Origin of the sequence: Enterococcus sp. DIV1337a (assembly GCF_051712285.1) — a bacterium.
Lineage (GTDB): Bacteria > Bacillota > Bacilli > Lactobacillales > Enterococcaceae > Enterococcus > Enterococcus faecalis.
Genome location: NZ_JBIOOP010000001.1, coordinates 184,851 through 206,826 on the forward strand (window position 1 = coordinate 184,851; position 21,976 = coordinate 206,826).

The 21,976-nt window shown below is 38.8% G+C and carries 20 protein-coding genes and 1 riboswitch; of the genes, 13 read left to right on the forward strand and 7 right to left on the reverse strand.

Annotation, left to right across the window (positions count from 1 at the left end; all coding sequences use genetic code 11):
- Positions 1-10 precede the first annotated feature (10 nt).
- A complete protein-coding gene (gene truA / locus IGL49_RS00915; protein WP_002376397.1) occupies positions 11-760 on the forward strand; it encodes a tRNA pseudouridine(38-40) synthase TruA in 750 nt (249 codons plus the stop codon).
- 187 nt (positions 761-947) lie between these two features.
- Here truA and IGL49_RS00920 read toward each other — a convergent pair whose 3' ends face one another.
- The 3 genes from IGL49_RS00920 to IGL49_RS00930 all read right to left on the reverse strand — a co-directional run bounded on the left by IGL49_RS00920 (position 948) and on the right by IGL49_RS00930 (position 3,328).
- Positions 948-1,259, reverse strand: a complete 312-nt coding sequence (locus IGL49_RS00920) for a heavy metal-binding domain-containing protein (RefSeq protein ID WP_002381365.1) — start codon at positions 1,257-1,259, stop codon at positions 948-950.
- 131 nt (positions 1,260-1,390) lie between these two features.
- The gene (gene brnQ / locus IGL49_RS00925; protein ID WP_104855122.1) at positions 1,391-2,746 is read right to left on the reverse strand and encodes a branched-chain amino acid transport system II carrier protein; all 1,356 of its coding nucleotides are present in this window, start codon (positions 2,744-2,746) and stop codon (positions 1,391-1,393) included.
- 90 nt (positions 2,747-2,836) lie between these two features.
- Positions 2,837-3,328, reverse strand: coding sequence for a GNAT family N-acetyltransferase (locus tag IGL49_RS00930; RefSeq protein ID WP_002376398.1), 492 nt, complete (start codon positions 3,326-3,328; stop codon positions 2,837-2,839).
- A 173-nt stretch (positions 3,329-3,501) separates the two neighbouring features.
- Between IGL49_RS00930 and IGL49_RS00935 the strand changes: the two genes are divergently transcribed.
- Positions 3,502-4,086 carry a TIGR00730 family Rossman fold protein gene (locus IGL49_RS00935; RefSeq protein ID WP_002383869.1) on the forward strand — a complete coding sequence of 195 codons (585 nt, stop codon included), beginning with the start codon at positions 3,502-3,504 and terminating at the stop codon, positions 4,084-4,086.
- Between the two features lie 44 nt (positions 4,087-4,130).
- Here IGL49_RS00935 and IGL49_RS00940 read toward each other — a convergent pair whose 3' ends face one another.
- The 3 genes from IGL49_RS00940 to IGL49_RS00950 form a co-directional block, all read right to left on the reverse strand.
- Positions 4,131-4,871 (reverse strand): amino acid ABC transporter ATP-binding protein, encoded by a 741-nt coding sequence (locus IGL49_RS00940; RefSeq protein WP_002356242.1) that lies wholly within the window; start codon positions 4,869-4,871, stop codon positions 4,131-4,133.
- An 11-nt stretch (positions 4,872-4,882) separates the two neighbouring features.
- Positions 4,883-6,466, reverse strand: coding sequence for an ABC transporter permease subunit (locus IGL49_RS00945; protein WP_104855123.1), 1,584 nt, complete (start codon positions 6,464-6,466; stop codon positions 4,883-4,885).
- Between the two features lie 195 nt (positions 6,467-6,661).
- Positions 6,662-6,836: riboswitch (Lysine riboswitch) on the reverse strand.
- A 189-nt stretch (positions 6,837-7,025) separates the two neighbouring features.
- Positions 7,026-7,322 (reverse strand): hypothetical protein, encoded by a 297-nt coding sequence (locus tag IGL49_RS00950; RefSeq protein WP_002356244.1) that lies wholly within the window; start codon positions 7,320-7,322, stop codon positions 7,026-7,028.
- A gap of 172 nt (positions 7,323-7,494) precedes the next feature.
- Here IGL49_RS00950 and IGL49_RS00955 point away from each other — a divergent pair, with 172 nt between their 5' ends.
- From IGL49_RS00955 to IGL49_RS00975, 5 genes are all read left to right on the forward strand, one after another.
- Positions 7,495-8,208, forward strand: a complete 714-nt coding sequence (locus IGL49_RS00955; RefSeq protein ID WP_104855124.1) for an NAD-dependent protein deacylase — start codon at positions 7,495-7,497, stop codon at positions 8,206-8,208.
- A gap of 4 nt (positions 8,209-8,212) precedes the next feature.
- Positions 8,213-9,058, forward strand: a complete 846-nt coding sequence (locus tag IGL49_RS00960) for a chorismate mutase (protein WP_104855125.1) — start codon at positions 8,213-8,215, stop codon at positions 9,056-9,058.
- Between the two features lie 10 nt (positions 9,059-9,068).
- Positions 9,069-9,581 (forward strand): transcription repressor NadR, encoded by a 513-nt coding sequence (locus tag IGL49_RS00965; protein ID WP_104855126.1) that lies wholly within the window; start codon positions 9,069-9,071, stop codon positions 9,579-9,581.
- A gap of 227 nt (positions 9,582-9,808) precedes the next feature.
- Positions 9,809-11,311, forward strand: coding sequence for a glucosaminidase domain-containing protein (locus IGL49_RS00970; protein ID WP_104855127.1), 1,503 nt, complete (start codon positions 9,809-9,811; stop codon positions 11,309-11,311).
- Between the two features lie 279 nt (positions 11,312-11,590).
- On the forward strand, positions 11,591-13,081 hold the full coding sequence (locus IGL49_RS00975) for an aldehyde dehydrogenase family protein (protein ID WP_104855128.1): 1,491 nt from the start codon (positions 11,591-11,593) through the stop codon (positions 13,079-13,081).
- Positions 13,082-13,307: 226 nt separating this feature from the next.
- Here IGL49_RS00975 and IGL49_RS00980 read toward each other — a convergent pair whose 3' ends face one another.
- Positions 13,308-14,291 carry an L-lactate dehydrogenase gene (locus tag IGL49_RS00980; RefSeq protein WP_104855129.1) on the reverse strand — a complete coding sequence of 328 codons (984 nt, stop codon included), beginning with the start codon at positions 14,289-14,291 and terminating at the stop codon, positions 13,308-13,310.
- A gap of 335 nt (positions 14,292-14,626) precedes the next feature.
- Here IGL49_RS00980 and pth point away from each other — a divergent pair, with 335 nt between their 5' ends.
- The 6 genes from pth (at position 14,627) to IGL49_RS01010 (ending at position 21,893) form a co-directional block, all read left to right on the forward strand.
- On the forward strand, positions 14,627-15,193 hold the full coding sequence (gene pth, locus IGL49_RS00985; RefSeq protein ID WP_104855130.1) for an aminoacyl-tRNA hydrolase: 567 nt from the start codon (positions 14,627-14,629) through the stop codon (positions 15,191-15,193).
- A gap of 19 nt (positions 15,194-15,212) precedes the next feature.
- Positions 15,213-18,752: a transcription-repair coupling factor gene (gene mfd, locus IGL49_RS00990; protein WP_373413005.1), complete on the forward strand. Its 3,540-nt coding sequence runs from the start codon at positions 15,213-15,215 to the stop codon at positions 18,750-18,752.
- A 15-nt stretch (positions 18,753-18,767) separates the two neighbouring features.
- A complete protein-coding gene (locus IGL49_RS00995; RefSeq protein WP_104855132.1) occupies positions 18,768-20,357 on the forward strand; it encodes a putative polysaccharide biosynthesis protein in 1,590 nt (529 codons plus the stop codon).
- A gap of 14 nt (positions 20,358-20,371) precedes the next feature.
- The gene (locus IGL49_RS01000) at positions 20,372-20,635 is read left to right on the forward strand and encodes an RNA-binding S4 domain-containing protein (protein WP_002356255.1); all 264 of its coding nucleotides are present in this window, start codon (positions 20,372-20,374) and stop codon (positions 20,633-20,635) included.
- Positions 20,636-20,889: 254 nt separating this feature from the next.
- Positions 20,890-21,369 carry an FtsB family cell division protein gene (locus IGL49_RS01005; protein ID WP_002356257.1) on the forward strand — a complete coding sequence of 160 codons (480 nt, stop codon included), beginning with the start codon at positions 20,890-20,892 and terminating at the stop codon, positions 21,367-21,369.
- 44 nt (positions 21,370-21,413) lie between these two features.
- Positions 21,414-21,893, forward strand: coding sequence for a S1 domain-containing RNA-binding protein (locus IGL49_RS01010; protein WP_104855133.1), 480 nt, complete (start codon positions 21,414-21,416; stop codon positions 21,891-21,893).
- Positions 21,894-21,976 lie beyond the last annotated feature (83 nt).

Here is a 21,976-nt window from a genome sequence, read left to right on the forward strand (position 1 = left end):
AAGAAAAATTATGCCCCGCTATAAAGCAATCATTGCCTATGATGGCACTCATTTTCATGGCTTTCAAAAGCAGCCTAATGAGCGTACCGTTCAAGAAGAAATAGAAAAAACGTTAGCACGCATGAATAATGGACGCTCCGTGACGGTTTTTGGTTCAGGACGAACAGATGCAGGTGTTCATGCAATGGGCCAAGTGATTCACTTTGATTATCCGCAGGAACGTCCGTTGGAAAAAATGCGCTTTGCGTTAGACACACAAACACCAGAAGACATTGCTGTGCGCAGCGTGGAACGTGTTTCAGAAGACTTTCATGCACGTTATCACGTGATCGAAAAAACCTATCAATTTAAAGTGGATATTGGCAAACCACGAAGTCCATTTCGACGTTTTTATGCCAGTTATTTTCCGTATCCCATTGATCTCGAAAAAATCCAACAAGCTTTGCCTGATTTATTAGGTACCCATGATTTTACCTCTTTCTGTGCCTCAGGAAGTTCGGTAGAAGATAAAGTCCGGACCATTCATGAAGCCAGTGTTCATGTCAATGAAACGGGGGATGAATTAACATTCACTTTTCGGGGCGATGGTTTCTTGTACAAAATGATTCGGATTTTAGTTGGTACGCTATTGAAAATCGGCAATGGGCGGCTAGAACCAACCGCAATTCCAGCAATTATTGCAGCCAAAGATCGAAATCTAGCTGGTCCGACTGCTCATCCAGAAGGATTGTATTTAGCAGAAGTGAAATATGAAAAATAAAAGAGCGTGGGACAAAAATCACTTTGGATTTTTGCTCCACGCTCAAAAACTTATAAACGGCGGGAACAGAAGCAACTCCTTCGGAAATAAGCCGAAATTCTCCAAAAATTACAGAACAATTTTCGGAAATTCCTTCTTATTTCTCGGAGTTAAACGCTTCTGTCCCGACCTCTTTTAGTTGCAAAATTTAGATGTATTTAACAGCTGTTCCGTAAGCCACGACAGATTGCATGTCGGTACCAATTGTGCCAGAATCAAAACGCATCATCACAACGGCATCCGCACCTAATTTAGAGGCTTCTGCTTTTAAACGTTCGATTGCTTGGTCGCGTGCTTCTCGTTGCATATCAGTGTAACCTTTGATTTCACCGCCAACTACGCTTTTTAGTCCAGCACCTAAATCTTTAAACATATTTTTAGAACGTGTGGTTAACCCGAAAACTTCTCCAATAATTTCATATTCTTGACCGCTAATTCTCTCGGTTGTTGTAACTAACATGGGTAATTTCCTCCAGTACTTGTTGGTAACTTCAATTTACCATAGTCAAGAGTTTGGTACAACGAATATACATAAAAACGACACTAGAAAAGATGCGCTTCCACATTTTTCTAGTGCCGTTTTGGTAAGAATTAATCAAGGATAGAATCTTTTTTAGAAATCATGACCCAAACCCAACTAATTAGAAAAGCAACCGTTGCTGGAACGACCCAGCCCATGCCAATAGTGAACAATGGTAAGTATTGGCCGGCTTTTTCTAAAAGCGTTGTTACAAACGCCGTATCTTTGATAAAGGCGGGGGAGCTATTTAATGCATCTAAAACAGCAGCAATCAATGTGATATAGGTCGTTGCTTGATAGACTTCCCGTCGATGTTTGAAAATCGGACTGATGATTACCAAAAGCATTAAAGTAATCGCCAATGGATAAAGGAACATCAAGACTGGAACGGCAAATTGAATGATGTTGGTTAAGCCGACATTTGCAAAAATAGCTGGTAAAATAACAACAATTGCCAAGAATTTTTGATAGGAAACCTTCGGAAACATTTCTTCAAAAGTCTCAGAAAAGGCTGTGCTTAAGCCGATACCTGTTTTTAAACAAGCAAGAACTACGATAAAAGCCAGTAAAATACTCCCTGGTAGGCCTAAATAGTAATTAGCAATTTGGGCTAAGGCAATCCCGCCATTTTCACTGATTGGAAAAGCCCCGATACTCATTGTTCCCATATAAGCAAGTAAGGTATAGATAATCCCCATCAATACAACACTGAAAGCACCTGATTTAATCATTCCTTTAGCGATATCTCCAGGTTTTTCGACGCCCATATTTCGCAAAGTGGAAACGACAACAATCCCAAAAGCTAATGAAGCTAAAGCATCCAACGTATTATAACCTTCTGTAAATCCTTTAAAGAAAGGACTTGAAATATAATTTTCACCAACAGCGGCACTGGCCACATGACCTAATGGCTTTACAAAGGCTAAAACAATCAAAATCCCTAGCAATGCTAAAAATAACGGATTTAAAAATTTACCCACATAATCTAAGATTTTACTTGGCTTTCGAGAGAAGAGCCAAACGGCTAAGAAAAATAATGCGGAAAAGCCAGCAAGAACCAGCCATTGCAAGTCTTTAGGAACAAATGGTGCAAGACCAATCTCAAAAGAAGTAGTTGCTAACCTTGGTAAAGCAAAGAAAGGACCAATCGTTAAATATAATAGTAAGGTAAAAATAAGAGCATAACGACGATTAATCCGAGAAGCTAAGTCAAAAACACCTGAACTTTTAGAAACACCCATAGCAATGACACCAAGAAAAGGTAAGCCAATTCCAGTGGCTAAGAAGCCCAAGTTTGCTAAAAAGACGGAAGCCCCCGCTTCTTGTCCCATATGTACAGGGAAAATTAAATTTCCAGCACCGAAAAACAAACCGAATAACATTGAACCAACGTATAGATAATCACGCCAAACTAACTTTTTTTGCATAGATTCACACTCCTTAATATTGTCTTATTATTTAAAATAACAGAAGAAGAAACAGAGAGCAACCAGTTTTTATAGAAAACATTGGTTTTCTTATTTTTCTATGAAATAAGCATACTGATAATCATCACAATAGTGTCCATTTATATAAAATTCTTCTTTAAAATGTGCTTCTTGCACAAAACCATGTTTTTCATAGAATCGAATGGCTTCTTGATTGGTAGCCATTACTCGCAAACTCAGCTTATGAATCCCGCTTATCTGGGCCATCTCTTTGACATACGACAACAAAGAACCGCCAATCCCTTGGCCTTGGAAATCTGGCGAAACGCCAATACTTAGTAGCCATTGCTTTTGATGAGCTGCTAACGAAGTGGGCGGATGGACTTCAATAAATCCAGCGAGTTGTTGTCCGCTGATGGCAACAAAAATCGTTTCATCTTTCATTTTTTCCTGATATGCCGCAAGCGAGAGTGGTTGTATCTCGGCAGGGGTATTCTTTTTTGTCCAAATGATTTGATCCAAGGCATGCAATGCGGGCCAATCTGCTTCGGCAACTAAGCGAATAGTGAGTGAGGTAGACAAGATAATAGGGCTCCTTTTTCTGAAATTTTAAAATATAAAAAGACTATAGCATTTATTGTCTGAAAATTCAAATACTTTTAAAACGAAAAGAAAAATGGCTGCACCTTTTCGAGAAAATCAAAATATGCTACGATAGCTACCAGAGGATAGATGGTCAAAAAGAATCTATCTAAATGGAGGGTATGTTTGTGAAAAAAATGGCAGTATATTGTGGCGCCAGTCTGGGGAATGAGCCAATCTATCAGCAAGCTGCAGTAGCGTTAGCCGCTTGGATGAAAGAAAATCACTATGATCTAGTTTATGGCGGTGGCAATGTTGGTCTAATGGGTACGGTGGCTGACACGCTTTTAGCAGAAGGTGGAGAGGTAATTGGTGTCATGCCCACTTTTTTAATGGAGCGGGAGATTGCACATAATGGCATTACAAAGATGCATACAGTTAGCGATATGCATGCGCGTAAGAAAAAGATGATCGAATTGGCAGATGTGTATTTAGCTTTACCCGGTGGTCCCGGCACACTAGAAGAAATTAGCGAGGTGATCTCTTGGGGCCGAGTCGGTGAACATATGAATCCTTGTATTTTATATAACGTGAATGGTTACTATGACTTATTAGCTGCTTTTTTTGATAAAATGGTAGAAACTAGTTTCTTAACAGAAGCGGATCGAGCTAAAATTTTCATTTCAGATTCCTTAGAAGAAATTGGTGCATTTATTGATTCTTATGAACCGCCAATGATTCGTCAATACAAAAAATAACAAAAGAGGCAGTCACTCTAACCAGAATGACTGCCTCTTTTTTACTAGTTTTTCGTTAAAATCCGATGTAAGAACTCTTTTGTCCGAGCTTCTTTTGGATGGACAAAAATATCTTCAGCGGTCCCTTCTTCGGCAATGACACCTTTATCCATGAAAATAACACGATCGGATACGTCCCGCGCAAATTCCATTTCATGTGTGACAATCACCATTGTTAGCCCTGTATGGGCAAGATTTTTCATCGTTTTTAGCACTTCGCCAACCATTTCAGGATCCAATGCAGAAGTTGGTTCATCGAAAAGTAAAACATCTGGATCCATTGATAATGCTCGAGCAATGGCTACCCGTTGCTTTTGTCCACCAGATAATTGAGCAGGTTTGGCATCAATAAAACGAGCCATGCCAACTTTTTCTAAATTTTCTAAGGCAATTTTTTTGGCTTCTTCCTTGTTTCTTTTTAGGACAGTCATCTGACCAGATGTACAGTTTTCTAAGACATTCATGTTATTAAATAAATTGAATGATTGGAAAACCATCCCTAAATGGGTCCGATATTTGGGCAAACTATAACCACGTTCTAAAACATTTTTACCATTATAGATGATTTTGCCATCTGTTGGTTTTTCTAACAAATTAATACAACGTAGTAACGTTGATTTACCAGAACCAGAAGAACCGATAATGGTGACAACTTCTCCTTTGTTGACGTTCATATTGATATCTTTTAATACTTCGTTTTCGCCAAAGCTTTTTCGTAAATGTTCAATTTCAATAATTGCACTCATCTGTTTGCCTCCTAGCTTTCTTTTCCTTCTTCAGTTAATTCTTCTACTTTAACGTAAGCAGAAGGGCCATCCATTTTACGTTCCACAACACGTAAGATTCGTGTAATCACAAAAGTCATTACCAAGTACATGATGCCGACAATTGTAAAGGTTTGGAAGAACTGGAAGTTTGCGCCAGAAGCAGCATTCCCTTGGAAGAATAAATCTGCGACACCAATAACACTTAACACGGCCGTATCTTTGATATTAATGACAAATTCATTCCCTGTTGCAGGTAAAATATTACGTAATACTTGGGGAATAACGACTTTACGCATTGTTTGTCCATGGGTCATCCCAATCGCTTGTGCTGCCTCGAATTGTCCTTTATCTACTGCGAAAATACCTCCACGAACAATTTCAGACATATAGGCACCAGTATTCACAGAAACGATAAATAATGCGGCCACTGTTCGGTCTAAAGAGATGCCAAAAGCTAGAGCTAAACCATAGAAAATAACCATTGCTTGAACCATCATTGGTGTACCACGGAAAACTTCAATATAAATAGAAAGAATTAAATTTCCTAATTTTTGGAAGAAACGAGCGACTGGGTTTTCAGAATCTGGAACTGTACGGAAGACACCAATTAGTAAACCAAGAGTTGTTCCGACGACCGTCCCAATTAACGCGATAAATAGCGTTAAACCAGCACCACGTAAAAACATGTCGCCATATTGATTCCAAATATTTTTGAAATCGTTAATAAGTCCTGTTTTTTGTTCATCACTATCTGTTGCTGCAGGTTGATCCTTGATTGCTTGGTCCATAATTTTTGTTCGTTCCTCTTGAGAAATACCTGCTAAAATTTTGTTTACTTTTTCAATGTCAGGATCGCCTTTACGCATGCCGACTGCTACTTGTGAGTCTTCAGCGCTAGCATCAAAGCCATTTTCTTTTGGAAATTCTAACATTTTTAATTCTTTATTGACACTAGTTGCTGTTATGCCTTCAGGGCGTTCGCTAACATACCCATCAATCATGCCAGAAGCAAGTGCTGTTCGCATAGCTGAAAAGTTATCCATTGCTTGCTGTTTATTGACGTTTGGAATTTGATCAATTAATCCATAGTGGAATGTATTTAGTTGAGCCGTAATTTTAGCATCAGCCAAATCTTTCAAGCTTTTTGCATTAGCGTATTTGCCATCTTTTTTTACAATTACGACAAATTGTGATTCATAATAAGGGTTTGTAAAAGCAATTTCTTTTTTTCGTTCAGCGGTTGGGCTCATTCCGGCGATAATGGCATCAATTTTTCCCGATTGTAAGGCGGGCGCCAAGCCATCCCATTTAGTTTGGACGATTACTAATTTACGACCTAAACCATCGGCAATTTTTTTAGAAATTTGAACATCATAGCCGCCTGCATAAGAGTTGCCTTGAATAGGCACTGCGCCATGTGCATCATTTTTCTGTGACCAGTTAAAAGGGGCGTAGCCAGCTTCCATGCCGACACGAAATTCACCATTTTCCTCCGCCGAAGCGTTGGTTGTCATGCCAAGTAACGAAAATAGCGTGACAAGTAGTAGACTGAATGAAAAAACTTTTTTGTTCATCTTTTTCTCTCCTTTAAATTTCTTGTCTGATTGATCGTTCTGTCTTTTTTCAATCAACAAGCTTTGATAATCAGCTGAGCAAAAGCGATTCTGTCTTTTTAAAGGAGAATACTTCTGTCACAACCTATTTTTGAATACAAAAAAAACAACCAAACAGATGTAAGGTTGCTAGGTAATGTCGAAAAAAATTCCTCAACGAAACATAGCACAACTTAGCATCACTACTAAGACAGTCCGCAAGCTCTTAACTTACGTCCCAACACACAACAGAAGAGGCTCCGTTATGCATTTCGGCGATTGATCCTAAACTTGCTTCCCAGTGTCCTCTCACTCCACAAGCGTAATAAAAACCGCGACCTCTACCTCTTTTTTGAGGCACTATTCAGTTATTAAATTCAGTTATTAATTTTAGGATAAATCCAGAAGAAAGTCAATATGTTCCAGCAAAGGAATTTATCAAGAGGACACAAGCACTATGAAATTAGCGTAACATTTTCCCTACGAAATAGAAACTAATACGAAAAAAGCAACCATTCCTAAAGGAACAGTTGCTTTTTACTTAAGCTTTGACAGCTTTGGGTTCACGACCTAAAATAGCTTGAAGAACAGTCAATACACCTAAAGAAGCTAAAATTGTATAAATTAGACTTGAGTAAGTTAAGATACCGAAATCCCAAGTTTTGTAAACTAATAAAACAATTGCTAAGGCGATAATAGCGATAACGTTGAAGAACGCAAAAGCCCAAAGATTTCCGTTTTCTTTACGAGAAAGATAAAAAACAGAGAACCAAATGCTTAAAACGCCCCAAGCGATGCAGGCAATAATTGCAGCCCAATAAATAATAAATGCGACCATTGTTGTTTCACCTCACTTTTACTCATGCATATTTTACCACGAGTTGAGAAATTTGTCACAAACTCTTTCAAGATAAATCAATATATAGGTAAGAAGTTTTCAAAAAGTGGAAAAACTTTTGGTGCTAATGTTAAAATACGTTATAATATAGAAGATTAGGAGCTGAATTAATATGCAAGATATCACGCAAACTGAGGCAATTCATTGGTTGGCAACCCAACAAAAAATCACATTTTTAACAGGTGCGGGTATCTCGACAGCCTCAGGTGTGCCAGATTATCGTTCCTTAAAAGGTGTCTATCAAGGAATCCAGCAACCGGAATACTTATTGAGCCGGACTTGCTTAAAAACTGAGCCAGAAAAGTTTTATCAATTCGTAAAAACGCTCTATCATCCAGACGCACAACCTAATATCATTCACCAGAAAATGGCACAATTAGAGCAAATGAAACGGGGAAAAATTGTTTCACAAAATATTGATGGGCTTCATCGAAAAGCAGGTAGCCAAGAAGTGGTGGACTTTCACGGTAATTTATATGAATGTTATTGCCAAACTTGTGGTGCAACGGTTCCTTGGCAAGACTATTTACTTAGTGATCGGCACGCAGACTGTCATGGACAAATCCGTCCAGCTATTACTTTGTATGAAGAAGGATTATCAGAAGAGGCAATCGAAAAAGCCATTCAGGCCGTTGCTTCTGCCGACTTAATCGTGATTGTCGGTACGAGTTTTCAAGTGCATCCGTTTTGCGATTTGATTCATTATAAACAACCAACGGCCGCTATTTTAGCCATTAATCAAACGCCGCTATTTTTACAACAACCTTATTATTTTTTAGAAGCGAAAGCCGAAACGATATTTGCAGAATTAACGATAAAGGAGTAACGGAATGGAAGAATTTAAATCAGAAAAAGAAAAAATGATCGCCGGCGCATTATATTTTGCCTCAGATCCTGAATTAGTGGCTGATCGCAAAAAAGCCCGTGAACAAATGGCGTTAATTAACCAACAACCAGACACTTATATTCGTCGTCAATTAATAGAAGAAACGTTTGGGAAAGTGGGTGTCGGAACTTACATCGAACCGATGATTCAATTTGATTACGGCTACAACATTTCTGTGGGGAAAAATTTCTATGCCAATTTTAATAACGTTTTTTTAGATGTTTGTCCAATCGAAATTGGCGATAACTGTATGTTTGGCCCCAATGTGCAACTTTATACAGCCGAGCACCCATTACAAGCGGCCAAGCGTAATAGCGGAATGGAATCAGGGAAACGAATTATCATTGGCAACAATGTTTGGATTGGTGGTGGAGCGATTGTCCTTCCTGGCGTAACATTAGGCGATAATGTAGTGGTGGCAGCAGGCGCTGTTGTGACCAAATCGTTCCCAGAAAACTGTGTCATAGCAGGTAATCCAGCAAGGATAATTAAAGAATTGACTGAAGATGACGCCCCAACAACTTCTTTAGAACAACAACGAGCAAAGATTAACCAAATCGATAAGGAACTGGTCCGTTTATTAGAACAACGGATGGATGTCGTCGCAGAGATTGCTGCAGTGAAAAAGAAAGCAGGTCATGCGGTTTTTGACTCTGAAAGAGAGCGACAAGTGTTAGAAACTATTCTGAATCATGTTGAAAATGCCGAGTATGAAGAAACATTATCTGAGACTTTCCAAGGAATTATGGACGCCTCTAAACGTTTCCAAGAAAAACATTTAGGAGAGTGAGGCTAACGTCGTGGATGGAGAAATCAGAAGAAGAGAGATTGTTAAAAGATTAAGAGAGACCGAAAAGCCAATTAGTGCTACTCGTTTTGCAAAAGCTTTTGATGTCAGCAGACAAATTATTGTAGGAGATGTCGCTCTATTACGGGCAACAGGCGTCGAAATTGTCGCAACAGCTCGAGGGTATATGTTGGAACAACCTTTAGAAGGAATTGAGCGGAAAATTGCTTGTCAACATACGCCTGAACAAACGAGAGAAGAATTGTCAGTCATTGTTGCCAAAGGTGGAGAAGTGGTAGATGTGAGTATTGCACATCCACTTTATGGGGAATTAATCGGTAGTTTGCGCATTCAAACAGAGAAAGACATTGATAAATTTATGGATAAGTATCAAAAAGAGCATGCTACATTACTATCAGTTTTAACAGGAGGCGTCCATCTGCATACTATTCGCTGTGCAGACGAAGACACTTTCCAAGAAATCAAAGAGGCGCTTCGAAAAAAAAGTATTTTGTTTGAAGGATAACGAGAAAAAGAGAGGATATTGATGTTTGTTCAAGTCCTTTCTTTTTTTTCTTAGAAAATTACCAAAAAAAGATAGAAGAATTTGTGAATTTTCTTCTATTTTTTTAACTTTTTGCTAGAAATTTTTTATGAAACAGTATACTATTAAAAAAGGAGCCATTTAAACAATAACTATGTCAATTATTATGTTGGTACATAAAAATAAATGGAGAAAAATAAAAAAGGAGAATGAGTATGAAAAAACAATTTGCCCTGTTCTCTACCTTATTACTTTTAGGTTCATCAGTGCCAGTAGGTGCATTTGCAGAAGGTAATAACTTGGTAGCTGAAAATAGTTCTGTCGCAGAAACAACCGCAGAAGCAACAAATGCTGAAGCCACTGAAACGACAGTGACTAATGAAACAACAGAAGAAACAACAACTGAAACAGAAAGTTCAACCGAATCAAGTACATCTGCAACCACGGAGTCCACGGAAACGTCAGGAACCGAAACGACAGATTCCACAACGGATTCAACATCCACAAGTACGACAGAATCGACTACTGATTCCACCTCAACGAGTACAACAGAGTCAACCACAGATTCTACGTCAACAAGTACAACTGAATCAAGTACCACGCCAACGACCACACCAAGTTCTTCTAAAGAACAGCCAAAGCCTGGCACGAGTACTTCTGAATCAAAACAACCGGTGAAACCAGTGACACCAACAGCACCAGCTGAAAAGCCAGTAGAGCAACCAGCAACGTCAACACCGCAGCCTGAAATAGTCCCACCAGTTACAAATGAAACGGTTGGGTTAGTGGAAGACGATGAGACGTTTACGGTCAGCAAAACGAAGAAGACAGAAGAGTTTATTCAAGAAATCGGTGAATCTGCTCGGAAAGTGGCCAAGGACAAAAACTTATATGCTAGTGTGATGATTGCTCAAGCAATTTTAGAAAGTGGCAGCGGCAATAGTAAATTAAGCCAGAAACCAAACTACAATTTGTTTGGTATTAAAGGCGATTACAAAGGTCAATCTGTTTCTTTTATTACCTATGAAGACAATGGTTTCGGTAACCTATACACAGTAGAAGCAAAATTCCGTCAATATCCATCGTATAAAGAATCGATGGAAGATTATGCGAAATTGTTGAAAAATGGTTTAGATTCCAATAAAGATTTCTATCATGGTGTCTGGAAAACAGAAGCTAAATCATACAAAGAAGCGACACGTTTCCTAACAGGAAAATACGCAACGGACAAAGATTACCATAAGAAATTAAATGCGTTAATTAAAACATACGATTTAACTTATTATGATAAAGAAAAAGCAACCGTTGAACCAATGGAATCAAATTTCCCAGCCTACAATGGCAAAAACTATGACACCTTTAATAGTTATGCTTGGGGCAACTGTACACAATATGTTTATAACCGTATTACGCAATTAGGTAAACGTGTGGACTTAACAATGGGGAATGGTCAAGATTGGGGCGAAACAGGTCGTGCACGTGGGTACAAAGTAAGTCGTACACCAAAAGCAGGCGCAGCGGTTTCCTTCCCAGCTGGTGTTTTAGGCGCGGACAATACTTACGGTCATGTCGCATTTGTGGAAAAAGTCTTTAAAGATGGTAGCATCTTAATTTCTGAAATGAATGTGAAGGGATTAAACGTTGTTTCAACACGTACAATCTCAGCCGATGAAACACATTTAATGAACTATATCGTTCCAAAAGATAAATAAAAAAATCAGCTCTTTGTCAATAAGAACGGATGAGTTGGAAAAATCAAAGTTAGCACTGAAGAATCAATTTTAATTCTTCAGTGCTAGCTTTTTTTGTGGCAAAAGGTTTCTCCAATAATAAAGTTTGCTACATCCAGTTATTGCCAGGCGATTTCAGGTCGGGATGAGTTAGCAACAGTCGCCGATAGCTATATTTTTTTTAGGTAGAATCATTTACTTTTAGGTGGAAGATGTCTTATAATTGTAAGCGGATACAAAAATGAAAGAAGAGGTGGTTAAATGAGCAAAAAAGAAATAAATCAAGTAGTTGCCAGTCGCTATCAATTGTATATTAATGGAGAGTGGACCACAGGTAGTGGTAATAAAATGATTGCTAGTTACAATCCTAGTAATGGCGAAAAATTAGCAGAATTTGTAGATGCCACAAATGAAGATGTGGATCGAGCTGTAGAAGCAGCTCAAGAAGCGTTTCAGACCTGGAAAGATGTTGATGTTGTAACAAGAAGCAATCTTTTATTGAAAATTGCTGATTTGATTGAAGAAAATCAAGAACATTTAGCTATGGTGGAGACTTTAGATAATGGAAAACCACTTCGGGAAACGCGATCGATTGATGTCCCTGCCAGTGCAGACCATTTTCGGTATTTTGCTAGTGTGATTCGTGGAGAAGAAGGGTCTGTCAAAGAATTTGATAAGGATACGTTATCCATTGTTGTGAAAGAACCCATTGGTGTCGTTGGTCAAATTATTCCGTGGAATTTTCCATTGCTAATGGGTGCTTGGAAATTAGCGCCAGCGTTGGCAGCAGGTAATACTGTTGTGATTCATCCATCCTCGAGCACATCATTAAGTCTGTTGGAATTGTTTAAGATTTTTGATCAAGTCTTGCCGAAAGGAGTAGTGAATTTAATCACCGGTCGTGGTTCTGATTCAGGAAATTATATGTTGGCACATCCAGGTTTTGATAAGCTAGCTTTTACAGGTTCAACAGAGGTAGGGTACACTGTCGCTAAAGCCGCGGCCGACCGCCTAATTCCAGCTACTTTAGAACTTGGCGGAAAATCAGCCAACATTATTTTTGAAGATGCCAATTGGGAACGAGCATTAGAAGGTGTGCAGTTAGGGATTTTATTCAATCAAGGGCAAGTTTGTTGTGCTGGGTCTCGTGTGTTCGTTCAGTCAGGTATTTATGATCAATTTGTAGAGGCTTTGAAAGAAAAGTTTGAACAAGTAAAAGTTGGTTTCCCGTGGGAAAAAGATGTTGAAATGGGCGCTCAGATCAATGAGCATCAATTGGAAGAAATTTTAAAATATGTCGAGATTGGTGTGAAAGAAGGAGCTACACTGATTACTGGTGGGCAACGTTTAACAGAAAATGGGCTAGACAAGGGGGCTTTTTTAGCACCTACGTTATTAGCAAATGGCACGAATACAATGTGCGTGGCCCAAGAAGAAATCTTTGGTCCTGTTGCAACAGTGATTAAATTTGAAACGGAAGAAGAGGTCATTCGTTTAGCTAATGATTCTGAATATGGTCTAGGTGGTGCCGTCTTTTCACAAGATATCAATGTGGCATTACGGGTTGCTCGTGGTGTACGGACAGGTCGGATGTGGGTCAACACATACAATCAATTGCCTGCGGGCGCGCCATTCGGTGGTTATAAAAAATCAGGAATTGGTCGAGAAACGCATAAATCAATGCTAGATGCTTATACGCAAATGAAAAATATTTACATTGTGACAAAAGAAGAAGCAGATGGACTATATTAAGTAGTGTAGTGAATTTTAGATAACAAATTTATTTTTGGGTATTGTTATTTTTCGAGTTAAACAAAATAATAATTTTTTGAAAAAATTGGGCGATGAGTAAAGTAAAACAGATTAAAAGTAAAGCCTGGTGCAAAAATCGCTTTGGATTTTTGTACCAGGCTTTAAAGCTGAGTAACAATAGTGTTCACTCTTGGTTGCTTTTAATTTTCGACTATTGTAGAAGGAGTTATTTTGCTTCTTCTGCTTCAAATTTAGCAAAAGCTGTTGCAATTACTTCTTTTAATGCAGAAGCAGAAGCTTCCATTTTTTCTTGTTCAGCATCTGTTAATGGAATTTCAATGACTTGTTTAACTCCTTGGCGGTTGATGATCGCTGGTGCACCGATATAAATATCGTTTTGACCATATTCGCCTTCTAAATAAACAGATAATGGTAACACAGAGTTTTCATCGTTTAGGATCGCTTTAGTGATACGCGCTAGTGCAACCGCGATCCCATAGAAAGTAGCTCCTTTTTTCTCGATGATTGTGTAAGCAGCGTCACGTACGTTGAAGAATAAGTTAACCATTGCTTCTTCATCGACGTCAGGATTATTTTTCACCCATTCGTAAATTTGTAAGCCAGCGACATTCGCATGTGACCAAACTGGGAATTCTGTATCTCCGTGTTCACCTAAGATGTAGGCATGGACATTTCGTGCATCAACATCAACTAATTCGGCAATTGCTTGACGGAAACGAGCAGAATCTAGTGAAGTTCCTGAACCAATTACTCGTTCTTTCGGGAAACCAGAGAATTTCCAAGTTGAATAAGTCAAAATATCGACTGGGTTTGCGGCAACTAAGAAGATACCGTTGAAACCAGAATCAACAATTGTTGTAACGATTTCTTTATTAATTTTCAAGTTTTTATGAACTAAGTCTAAACGAGTTTCGCCTGGTTTTTGAGGCGCGCCAGCTGTTAAGACAACTAAGTCTGCATCATGGCAATCGTCATAAGTAGCTGCATAGATTTTTTTAGGAGAAGTAAATGCTAATGCGTGGGATAAGTCCAACGCGTCTCCTTCAGTTTTTGGTACATTAATATCAATAATCCCAACTTCTTGAGCAATATTCTGAGTTACTAAAGCAAAGGCATAGCTAGAACCTACGGCACCGTCCCCGACTAAAATTACTTTTTGGTGATCTTTATTCCCTGCGGCTGCAGTCATGTGTACCATTCCTTCCTCTACATTCTTTTTCGTGAGCAACGAGTTTTTATTTCCTGTTGCTAAAGTGATAGTAACATGGTTTGTAAAAAATGTCACGAACTTTGATTGTAAAAATGATACAGTTTTCAGACCTGTTTCAAAATGGTAGCTCTTACATGTGCGTAATTTCACTATCTTGTGCATATTTAAATTTCTAAAAAATTTTTTTACATCTTTCTTAATCTTCAAAGACTGCGAGTTTTTTTATTTCTATGGTATAATGAGTAAAACTGGGTAGCGCATACGCTTCCCAGCCATTTTGTGTTGGCAAGCTTATAATCCAAGGAGAATGAAAGATGAAAGTAATCGTAGGACTGGGAAATCCCGGTAGTAAATACAAAGAAACAAAACACAACATTGGCTTTATTACGCTAGATGAAATTGCGTATCGGCAAAATGTTTCGTTTAATAATAGAAATTTTGAAGCAGATATTGCAGAGTTTTTTATAGGAACTGAGAAAGTATTATTAGTGAAACCATTAACATTTATGAATGAATCAGGTCGCTCTGTTGGTCCGTTGTTGACCTACTTTGGGGTAGATGAGGAAGACTTGATTGTTATTTATGATGACTTAGACTTAGAGGTCGGTAAAATTCGTTTACGACAAAAAGGTAGTGCTGGCGGCCACAATGGGATAAAAAGTCTGATCGCCCATTTAGGAACAAATGTCTTTCCTAGAATTAAAATTGGCATTGGTCGGCCCTCAAAAAATGATACAGTTATCCACCATGTACTAAGTACTTTTCCCAAAGAAACACACGAAGAGATGTTGCTTGCCGTAAAAAAAGCAGCCGATGCGGCCTTATATGCATGCGAAGGTCATACGTTTGTTGAGACAATGAATCAATTTAATGGAAAATAGCAGAAAGGAGGGCCCTTATTTGAATATTATCGAACGAATTAGCCAAACAGAAATTGCAAAATCATGGCGCAGTCAACTAATGACAACGGGAACGCGCCAACTAATTACTGGGTTATCAGGCTCTGCTAAAACATTACTGATGGCAGGTGCTTTACAAAAGACGCATCAAAAAATTGTTATTGCGGTTCCCAACCTATACTATGCCAATCAATTAGTAGATGATTTTTTAAATATTTTACCTTCAGAACAAGTTCATCTATTTCCAGTAGATGAAGTGTTATCCGCCGAAATGGCCTTTTCTTCACCAGAAGCGCGCGCAGATCGAGTGAGTGCGTTAAATTTCCTGATGACAGCGAATGCAGGAATCGTGGTCGTACCAGTGGCTGGACTACGAAAATATTTACCAACGAAAGAAACGTGGCAAAATGCGCAGCTTCATTGGAAAAGTGGGACAGAAGTAGATCCCGAAATCCTCGCGCAACGCTTAGTGTTAATGGGCTATGAACGCCAATCGATGGTCGGGAGACCCGGCGAATTTAGTATTCGTGGAAGCATTATTGATGTCTATCCTCTAAATGCCGAATACCCTGTTCGTGTGGAACTGTTTGATGTTGAAATCGACTCAATCCGTTATTTTGAAGCGGATACCCAACGTTCATTAGAAAATCTTGAAGAAGTAACGATTTCGCCAATGACTGATTTAGTGTTCTCAAAGGCAGATATGAATCATGGCATGATGAGGTTACAAGATGCTCTAGAAAAACGTTTAGCTACAGCTAAAGATCAAACGGAGACCGATTTTTTAGAAGAATATTTTGGTCAGTTGTTGTCTTCTTGGGAACAAGGGATTCCTACAGAAAATGCTCACTATTATACAGATTTTCTGTACCAACAAAAAACTACGCTGTTAGATTATTTACCAGAAAACAGTTTGCTTTTTGTGGATGATTATTCTCGTATGATGGAAACGGAACGGGAGATTGCTAGAGAGGAAGCGGAATGGCAAACCCTGAAAATTGAAGAAATGCGCGTGTTTTCTGAACAAACTTTTGGCGTAGACTTTCATGATCAATTGCGAAAAACCGCACGAAATACGACCTTCTTTTCACTTTTCCAAAAAGGAATGGGGAATCTTCGTTTCCAAGAAGTCCATAATTTCCAATATCGTTCAATGCAACAATTCTTCGGTCAAATGCCGTTGCTAAAAGCGGAAGTGGACCGTTGGCAAAAGCAAAACCAAACGGTCGTTGTTTTTGTTCCTACGAAAGAACGGATTCAAAAAGTCGAAGAGCTATTTCAGGACTTTGACATACCTAGCGTAGTAAGCAATTGGGATCAGTTGTTAGATGGGCATGTCCAAATTGTCCAAGGGGCATTACAAACAGGGTTTGAATTACCTAAAAACAAGCTCGTGGCGATTACGGAAAAAGAAATTTTTCATACAACGACCAAAAAACGGGCACGTCGTCAAACAATCTCTAATGCAGAACGTTTGAAAAGTTATAGCGACTTAAAAACGGGCGATTATGTCGTTCATGCGAATCACGGGATTGGTAAATATATTGGTATGGAAACCTTAGAAGTTGATGGGGTCCATCAAGATTACATGACTATCTTGTACCAAAATGATGACAAGTTATTTATTCCAGTAACACAATTGAACTTGATTCAAAAGTTCGTTGCTTCCGAGTCTAAAACGCCGAAAATCAACAAGCTGGGCGGCAGTGAATGGACGAAAACCAAACGAAAAGTTGCTTCGAAAATTGAAGATATCGCAGATGATTTAATCTTACTTTATGCGACAAGAGAATCGGAAAAAGGCTATGCTTTTCCGCCAGATGATGCGTATCAAAAAGAATTTGAAGAGGCTTTTCCGTATTCTGAAACAGACGATCAATTACGTAGTGCGGCCGAAATTAAACACGACATGGAAAAATCTCGACCAATGGATCGTTTGTTAGTTGGCGATGTAGGGTTTGGTAAAACAGAAGTGGCTTTACGAGCGGCCTTCAAAGCTGTTAGCAACAATAAACAGGTCGCCTTTTTAGTGCCAACAACTATTTTAGCGCAACAACATTACGAAACGATTCAAGAGCGGTTTGAGGGCTTTCCTGTAGAAATTGGTTTATTAAGTCGTTTCCGCACGAAAAAACAGCAAAATGAAACAATTGAAAAAATTAAACATGGCCAAGTAGATATTGTGATTGGTACCCATCGTTTATTGTCGCAAGATATTAACTTTAGTGATTTAGGCTTGTTGATTATTGATGAGGAACAACGGTTTGGAGTGAAACATAAAGAACGACTAAAACAATTGCGTTCACAAGTGGATGTCTTGACGTTAACAGCAACGCCAATCCCAAGGACCCTTCATATGTCGATGTTAGGTGTCCGTGATTTATCCGTCATCGAAACCCCACCAGAGAATCGTTATCCGATCCAAACGTATGTCATGGAAAATAATCCTGGGGCGATTCGGGAAGCGATTGAGCGAGAAATGGCCCGAGATGGTCAAGTCTTTTATTTATACAATCGAGTAGATACGATTGAACGAAAAGTTGAAGAGTTACAAGCACTAGTTCCAGACGCACGAATTGCGTATGCACATGGTCAAATGACAGAAGTACAGCTCGAGAATACTTTGTTTGATTTTATTGAAGGACAATATGATATATTAGTCACTACAACGATTATTGAAACAGGAGTAGATATTCCTAATGCCAATACCTTGTTTGTAGAAAATGCGGACTACATGGGCTTATCCACGTTGTATCAATTACGTGGTCGTGTGGGGCGTAGCAATCGAGTGGCCTATGCTTATTTTATGTACGAACAGCAAAAAATCCTAAACGAAGTTAGTGAGAAACGTTTAGAAGCAATTAAAGACTTTACGGAATTAGGTTCTGGATTCAAAATTGCGATGCGTGACCTTTCCATTCGAGGAGCCGGAAACCTTCTTGGTGCCCAACAACATGGCTTCATTGATTCGGTTGGGTTTGATATGTACTCACAGATGTTATCTGAGGCAGTTGCTCGTAAACAAGGAAAAAATATCCAAGACCAAAAAACGTCTGTTGAAATTGATTTGGGCATTGATGCTTATATTCCAGGAACGTACATCACAGACGAACGACAAAAAATTGAAATTTATAAACGGATTCGTCAATTAGAAAATATGGATATGTACGAAGAATTAGAAGCGGACTTGTTAGACCGCTTTGGAGAGTATCCTGACGAAGTGGCGCATTTATTAACCACTGGCCGTATCAAAATGGATGGCGACCGTGCCTTGTTAGAAAGCATTCGTAAACGCGACCAAAAAGTCAAGTTTGTGTTAAGCAAAATTGGCACAAAAACATACTCTGTGGAGCAATTGTTTGAAGCGTTATCGGCAACCAACTTAAAAGCGGATCTAGCAGTTGAGAAAGAACAAATGACTATTTCCTTGAAGTTGCCGAAAGATTGTAAAGAAGCTGTTTGGATTCAAGAAATTGCTGCTTTTACAACTGCATTACGACAAGAAAAATACAAACATTCGCAAGAAACGGATTCCCTTTAAAAGGAGGCCTAGAAGATGGCACAAAAAGAAATGCAACGAATGATGCAAGGTGCCGTTGTGTTAACCATTGCTTCCTTCATTGCAAAAGTGTTGAGTGCGTTTTATCGCGTTCCTTTTCAGAACTTTGTAGGGGATGAAGGATTTTACGTGTATCAGCAAGTTTATCCAATCTATGGGATTGCGATGACATTAGCGTTGTCAGGCTTACCGCAATTTATTTCCAAAATTGTCGCTGAACAACCAGATATTCGGAGTCAAAAACAAGTATTGCGTCAACTATATCCCTATGTGTTATGGTTAGCGATTGCTTGTTGGGTCTTCTTTTTCTTTGGTAGTCAAGAAATTGCTATTAGTATGGGGGATGTTGCGCTCCAACCATTGATGGAAGTTGTTTCCTTTACCTTTTTACTCGTTCCAATTCTTTCCTTCTATCGTGGGAATTTTCAAGGACATTTGTTGATGGTGCCTAGTGGTATTTCGCAAGTGATGGAACAGTTCGTACGTGTCGGGGTTATTCTAGTAGCTGCGTTGTCCTATCATTACTTTGGTGGCTCCATTTACCAAACGGGGACGGTGGCCATGAGTGGTGCGTTGGCTGGCGGTGTCTTAGCGGTACTTGTCTTATGGTACTACAATCGAAAAATTCTTAGTGGAAGTACGGAATACTTGCATCAATGGAAGATTATGCCTCAAACCAAAGGACTATTTAAACGTTTAATGATTGAGGGTGGTTTGGTCTCTTTATATAGTGCTTTTCTGATTCTATTTCAATTAATTGATTCCTTTAAAGTAAAAAATGCCCTCATGCTTTTTGGGCTCTCTGATTTAGCTGCGAAAGTGGATAAAGGAGTCTATGACAGAGGACAACCACTAGTTCAATTAGGTTTGGTGATTGCTTTAGCTTTAAGCTCAACCTTTTTACCAGGTTTGACAAAATATTTTATGAAAAAAGACCGTCAACAATTTTTACAAGTTGCAAAAATCTTTTTGCGTCTTACCACAACCTTAGCATCGGCGGCTTCGATTGGTCTGATGATGTTATTGCCGTACATGAACTTTACACTTTTTAAAGATTATAAAGGCAACGATGTTTTAGGGGTGTATGTTTTATCCATCGCTTTTATGGCCATTATTCAGGCCTACCAAAGTATTGAACAAAGCCGCAATCGTTTTAAAGGGCCTTTAGTGGCAGCCGGTGTGGGTTTATTAGTGAAATTACTGACAACAGGCTTTTTCACCCTTCGCTGGGGAACATTAGGTGCTAGTTGGTCCACCATTCTTGGGTTGCTGGCGACGTTATTCGTTTTAGTCCGACAATCGGATGCAGCGATTAATTGTTTTGTTCGAGAACGAAACTTTTTGAAAAAACTGTTGCTTAGTTTAGCAATCATGATGCTGTCGTTATTGGTCTATCAAGGAATTATCTCCATCTTGTTCCAAGGTGTGCATCACCGAAGTCAAGCGTTTTTCGTTACAGTTATAGGTGTTGCAGTGGGTGGTACAGTTTTTATTAGCACAATCATTAAGTTAGAATTATTTACGATACGTGAATGGTTAAGTTTACCGTATGGCGCAAAAATTTTACGGATGAGACAAAAAAAATAAAAGAGGTGAATGGGATGCGGTTAGATAAATTTTTAAAAGTTTCTCGCATTATTAAAAGAAGAACAGTTGCCAAAGAAGTCGCTGATAAAGGCCGGATTCAAATCAACGGAGTCTTGGCCAAATCTTCTAGTACTGTGAAGATTGGTGACCTTGTCAAAATTCAATTTGGGAACAGAATTTTAGAAGTAGAAGTCCTGCAACTGAATGACTCTACGAAAAAAGAAGATGCCACAAAAATGTATGAAATAAAATCAGAAACACGTGTCTCTGAAGAATAAGCAGGTGAGGATGGAGCGCTTGGCAAGTTCATTGAAAAGATGAATATTCCAAGCGCTTCATCCTTTCAGCGTTTTAATGAAACAGACGCGCCGCTTTTGAAAAAAATTAATAAATCAACCACTGTTATTTCAAAAGCAAAGAACATTTTAGAAAAAAGCTTGATTTTCTTTAACTTCTCTGAAATTAACATTAGACAAGGTTCTTAGATGTTGGTATAATAAAACGGACAATCCAAAGCGAGTGGAGCGAGACGATGGGAAAGAATGAAAAAAACTCGAAGAAAGTTGCGGCATTGGAAAATGACTACACGAAAGAACAGTATGTCGAATTCCAAAAACAACAGAAACAATTGATTTTTAGACGCAGACGCTTGGCAGCGATTTTTCTCGTGGCCTTCATTATTTTTGCCTTTTCTGGCATCCAATTGATGAAAGATTATCATCGCTTAGGTGCTTTCAAACAAGAACGAGCAGATGCAATTGCTGAATCCGTAGCAGTTGATAAGAAGGTCAAGGATCTAAAAAAAGACGTTGCTTTATTAAAAGATGATGATTATGTGGCAAAATTAGCACGTAGCCGTTTCCTTCTCTCAAAAGAAGGCGAACAGATTTATCCCACACCAGAACAAATGAAAAAAACACAGACTTCTGGAGCGGAAGAAAGCAAGAGCAGTTCAGAAAAAAATAGTCAATCACAGTCTTCAACTGAAACAACTAAGTCTTCAGCTGAATAAACTGCAATTATAATTAGGGAAAAAATAGGAGGAACAATTTTTTTATGTCAATCGAAGTAGGAGCTAAATTGCCAGGAAAAGTGTCAGGGATTACTAACTTTGGTGCATTTATTGATTTAGGAGAAGGAAAAACTGGGTTAGTACACATCAGTGAAGTGTCTAATGGATTCGTTAAAGATATTCATGATGTATTAACAGTAGGTGACGAAGTAACAGTGAAAGTAACCTCAGTAGGTGACGACGGCAAAATTGGCTTATCGATCCGTAAAGCGCAAGAGCCAGCAGAAGGGCAACAACCAAAACGTGAATTTCAACGTCGCGAAAACAATTATGAGAATCGTGACCGTAATCCACGCACAGGGGGTAAAAAACCTTTCAATAAACCACAAGCAAATAACAATAACAATAAACAAGATTTTGACTCATTGATGAGCTCTTTCTTGAAAGATAGTGATGACCGTTTATCTTCATTAAAACGTAATACTGAAGGCAAACGTGGCGGACGTGGCGGACGTCGCGGCTAAGCATAAACAAATAGGGGGACTGGGGATAACGATTGGGTTATTTCTCGGTTCCTCTTTTATTCTAAGGAAGAAAGAAGGGCGAA

Excerpts from the sequence above, each read along its gene's own strand:
- truA (WP_002376397.1), top strand. The coding sequence starts at position 11 with ATGCCCCGCTATAAAGCAATCATTGCCTATGATGGCACTCATTTTCAT.
- IGL49_RS00920 (WP_002381365.1), bottom strand. The coding sequence starts at position 1,259 with ATGTTAGTTACAACAACCGAGAGAATTAGCGGTCAAGAATATGAAATT.
- brnQ (WP_104855122.1), bottom strand. The coding sequence starts at position 2,746 with ATGCAAAAAAAGTTAGTTTGGCGTGATTATCTATACGTTGGTTCAATG.
- IGL49_RS00935 (WP_002383869.1), top strand. The coding sequence starts at position 3,502 with ATGGAGGGTATGTTTGTGAAAAAAATGGCAGTATATTGTGGCGCCAGT.
- IGL49_RS00940 (WP_002356242.1), bottom strand. The coding sequence starts at position 4,871 with ATGAGTGCAATTATTGAAATTGAACATTTACGAAAAAGCTTTGGCGAA.
- IGL49_RS00945 (WP_104855123.1), bottom strand. The coding sequence starts at position 6,466 with ATGAACAAAAAAGTTTTTTCATTCAGTCTACTACTTGTCACGCTATTT.
- IGL49_RS00950 (WP_002356244.1), bottom strand. The coding sequence starts at position 7,322 with ATGGTCGCATTTATTATTTATTGGGCTGCAATTATTGCCTGCATCGCT.
- IGL49_RS00955 (WP_104855124.1), top strand. The coding sequence starts at position 7,495 with ATGCAAGATATCACGCAAACTGAGGCAATTCATTGGTTGGCAACCCAA.
- IGL49_RS00960 (WP_104855125.1), top strand. The coding sequence starts at position 8,213 with ATGGAAGAATTTAAATCAGAAAAAGAAAAAATGATCGCCGGCGCATTA.
- IGL49_RS00970 (WP_104855127.1), top strand. The coding sequence starts at position 9,809 with ATGAGTATGAAAAAACAATTTGCCCTGTTCTCTACCTTATTACTTTTA.
- IGL49_RS00975 (WP_104855128.1), top strand. The coding sequence starts at position 11,591 with ATGAGCAAAAAAGAAATAAATCAAGTAGTTGCCAGTCGCTATCAATTG.
- IGL49_RS00980 (WP_104855129.1), bottom strand. The coding sequence starts at position 14,291 with ATGACTGCAGCCGCAGGGAATAAAGATCACCAAAAAGTAATTTTAGTC.
- pth (WP_104855130.1), top strand. The coding sequence starts at position 14,627 with ATGAAAGTAATCGTAGGACTGGGAAATCCCGGTAGTAAATACAAAGAA.
- IGL49_RS00995 (WP_104855132.1), top strand. The coding sequence starts at position 18,768 with ATGGCACAAAAAGAAATGCAACGAATGATGCAAGGTGCCGTTGTGTTA.
- IGL49_RS01000 (WP_002356255.1), top strand. The coding sequence starts at position 20,372 with ATGCGGTTAGATAAATTTTTAAAAGTTTCTCGCATTATTAAAAGAAGA.
- IGL49_RS01005 (WP_002356257.1), top strand. The coding sequence starts at position 20,890 with ATGGGAAAGAATGAAAAAAACTCGAAGAAAGTTGCGGCATTGGAAAAT.
- IGL49_RS01010 (WP_104855133.1), top strand. The coding sequence starts at position 21,414 with ATGTCAATCGAAGTAGGAGCTAAATTGCCAGGAAAAGTGTCAGGGATT.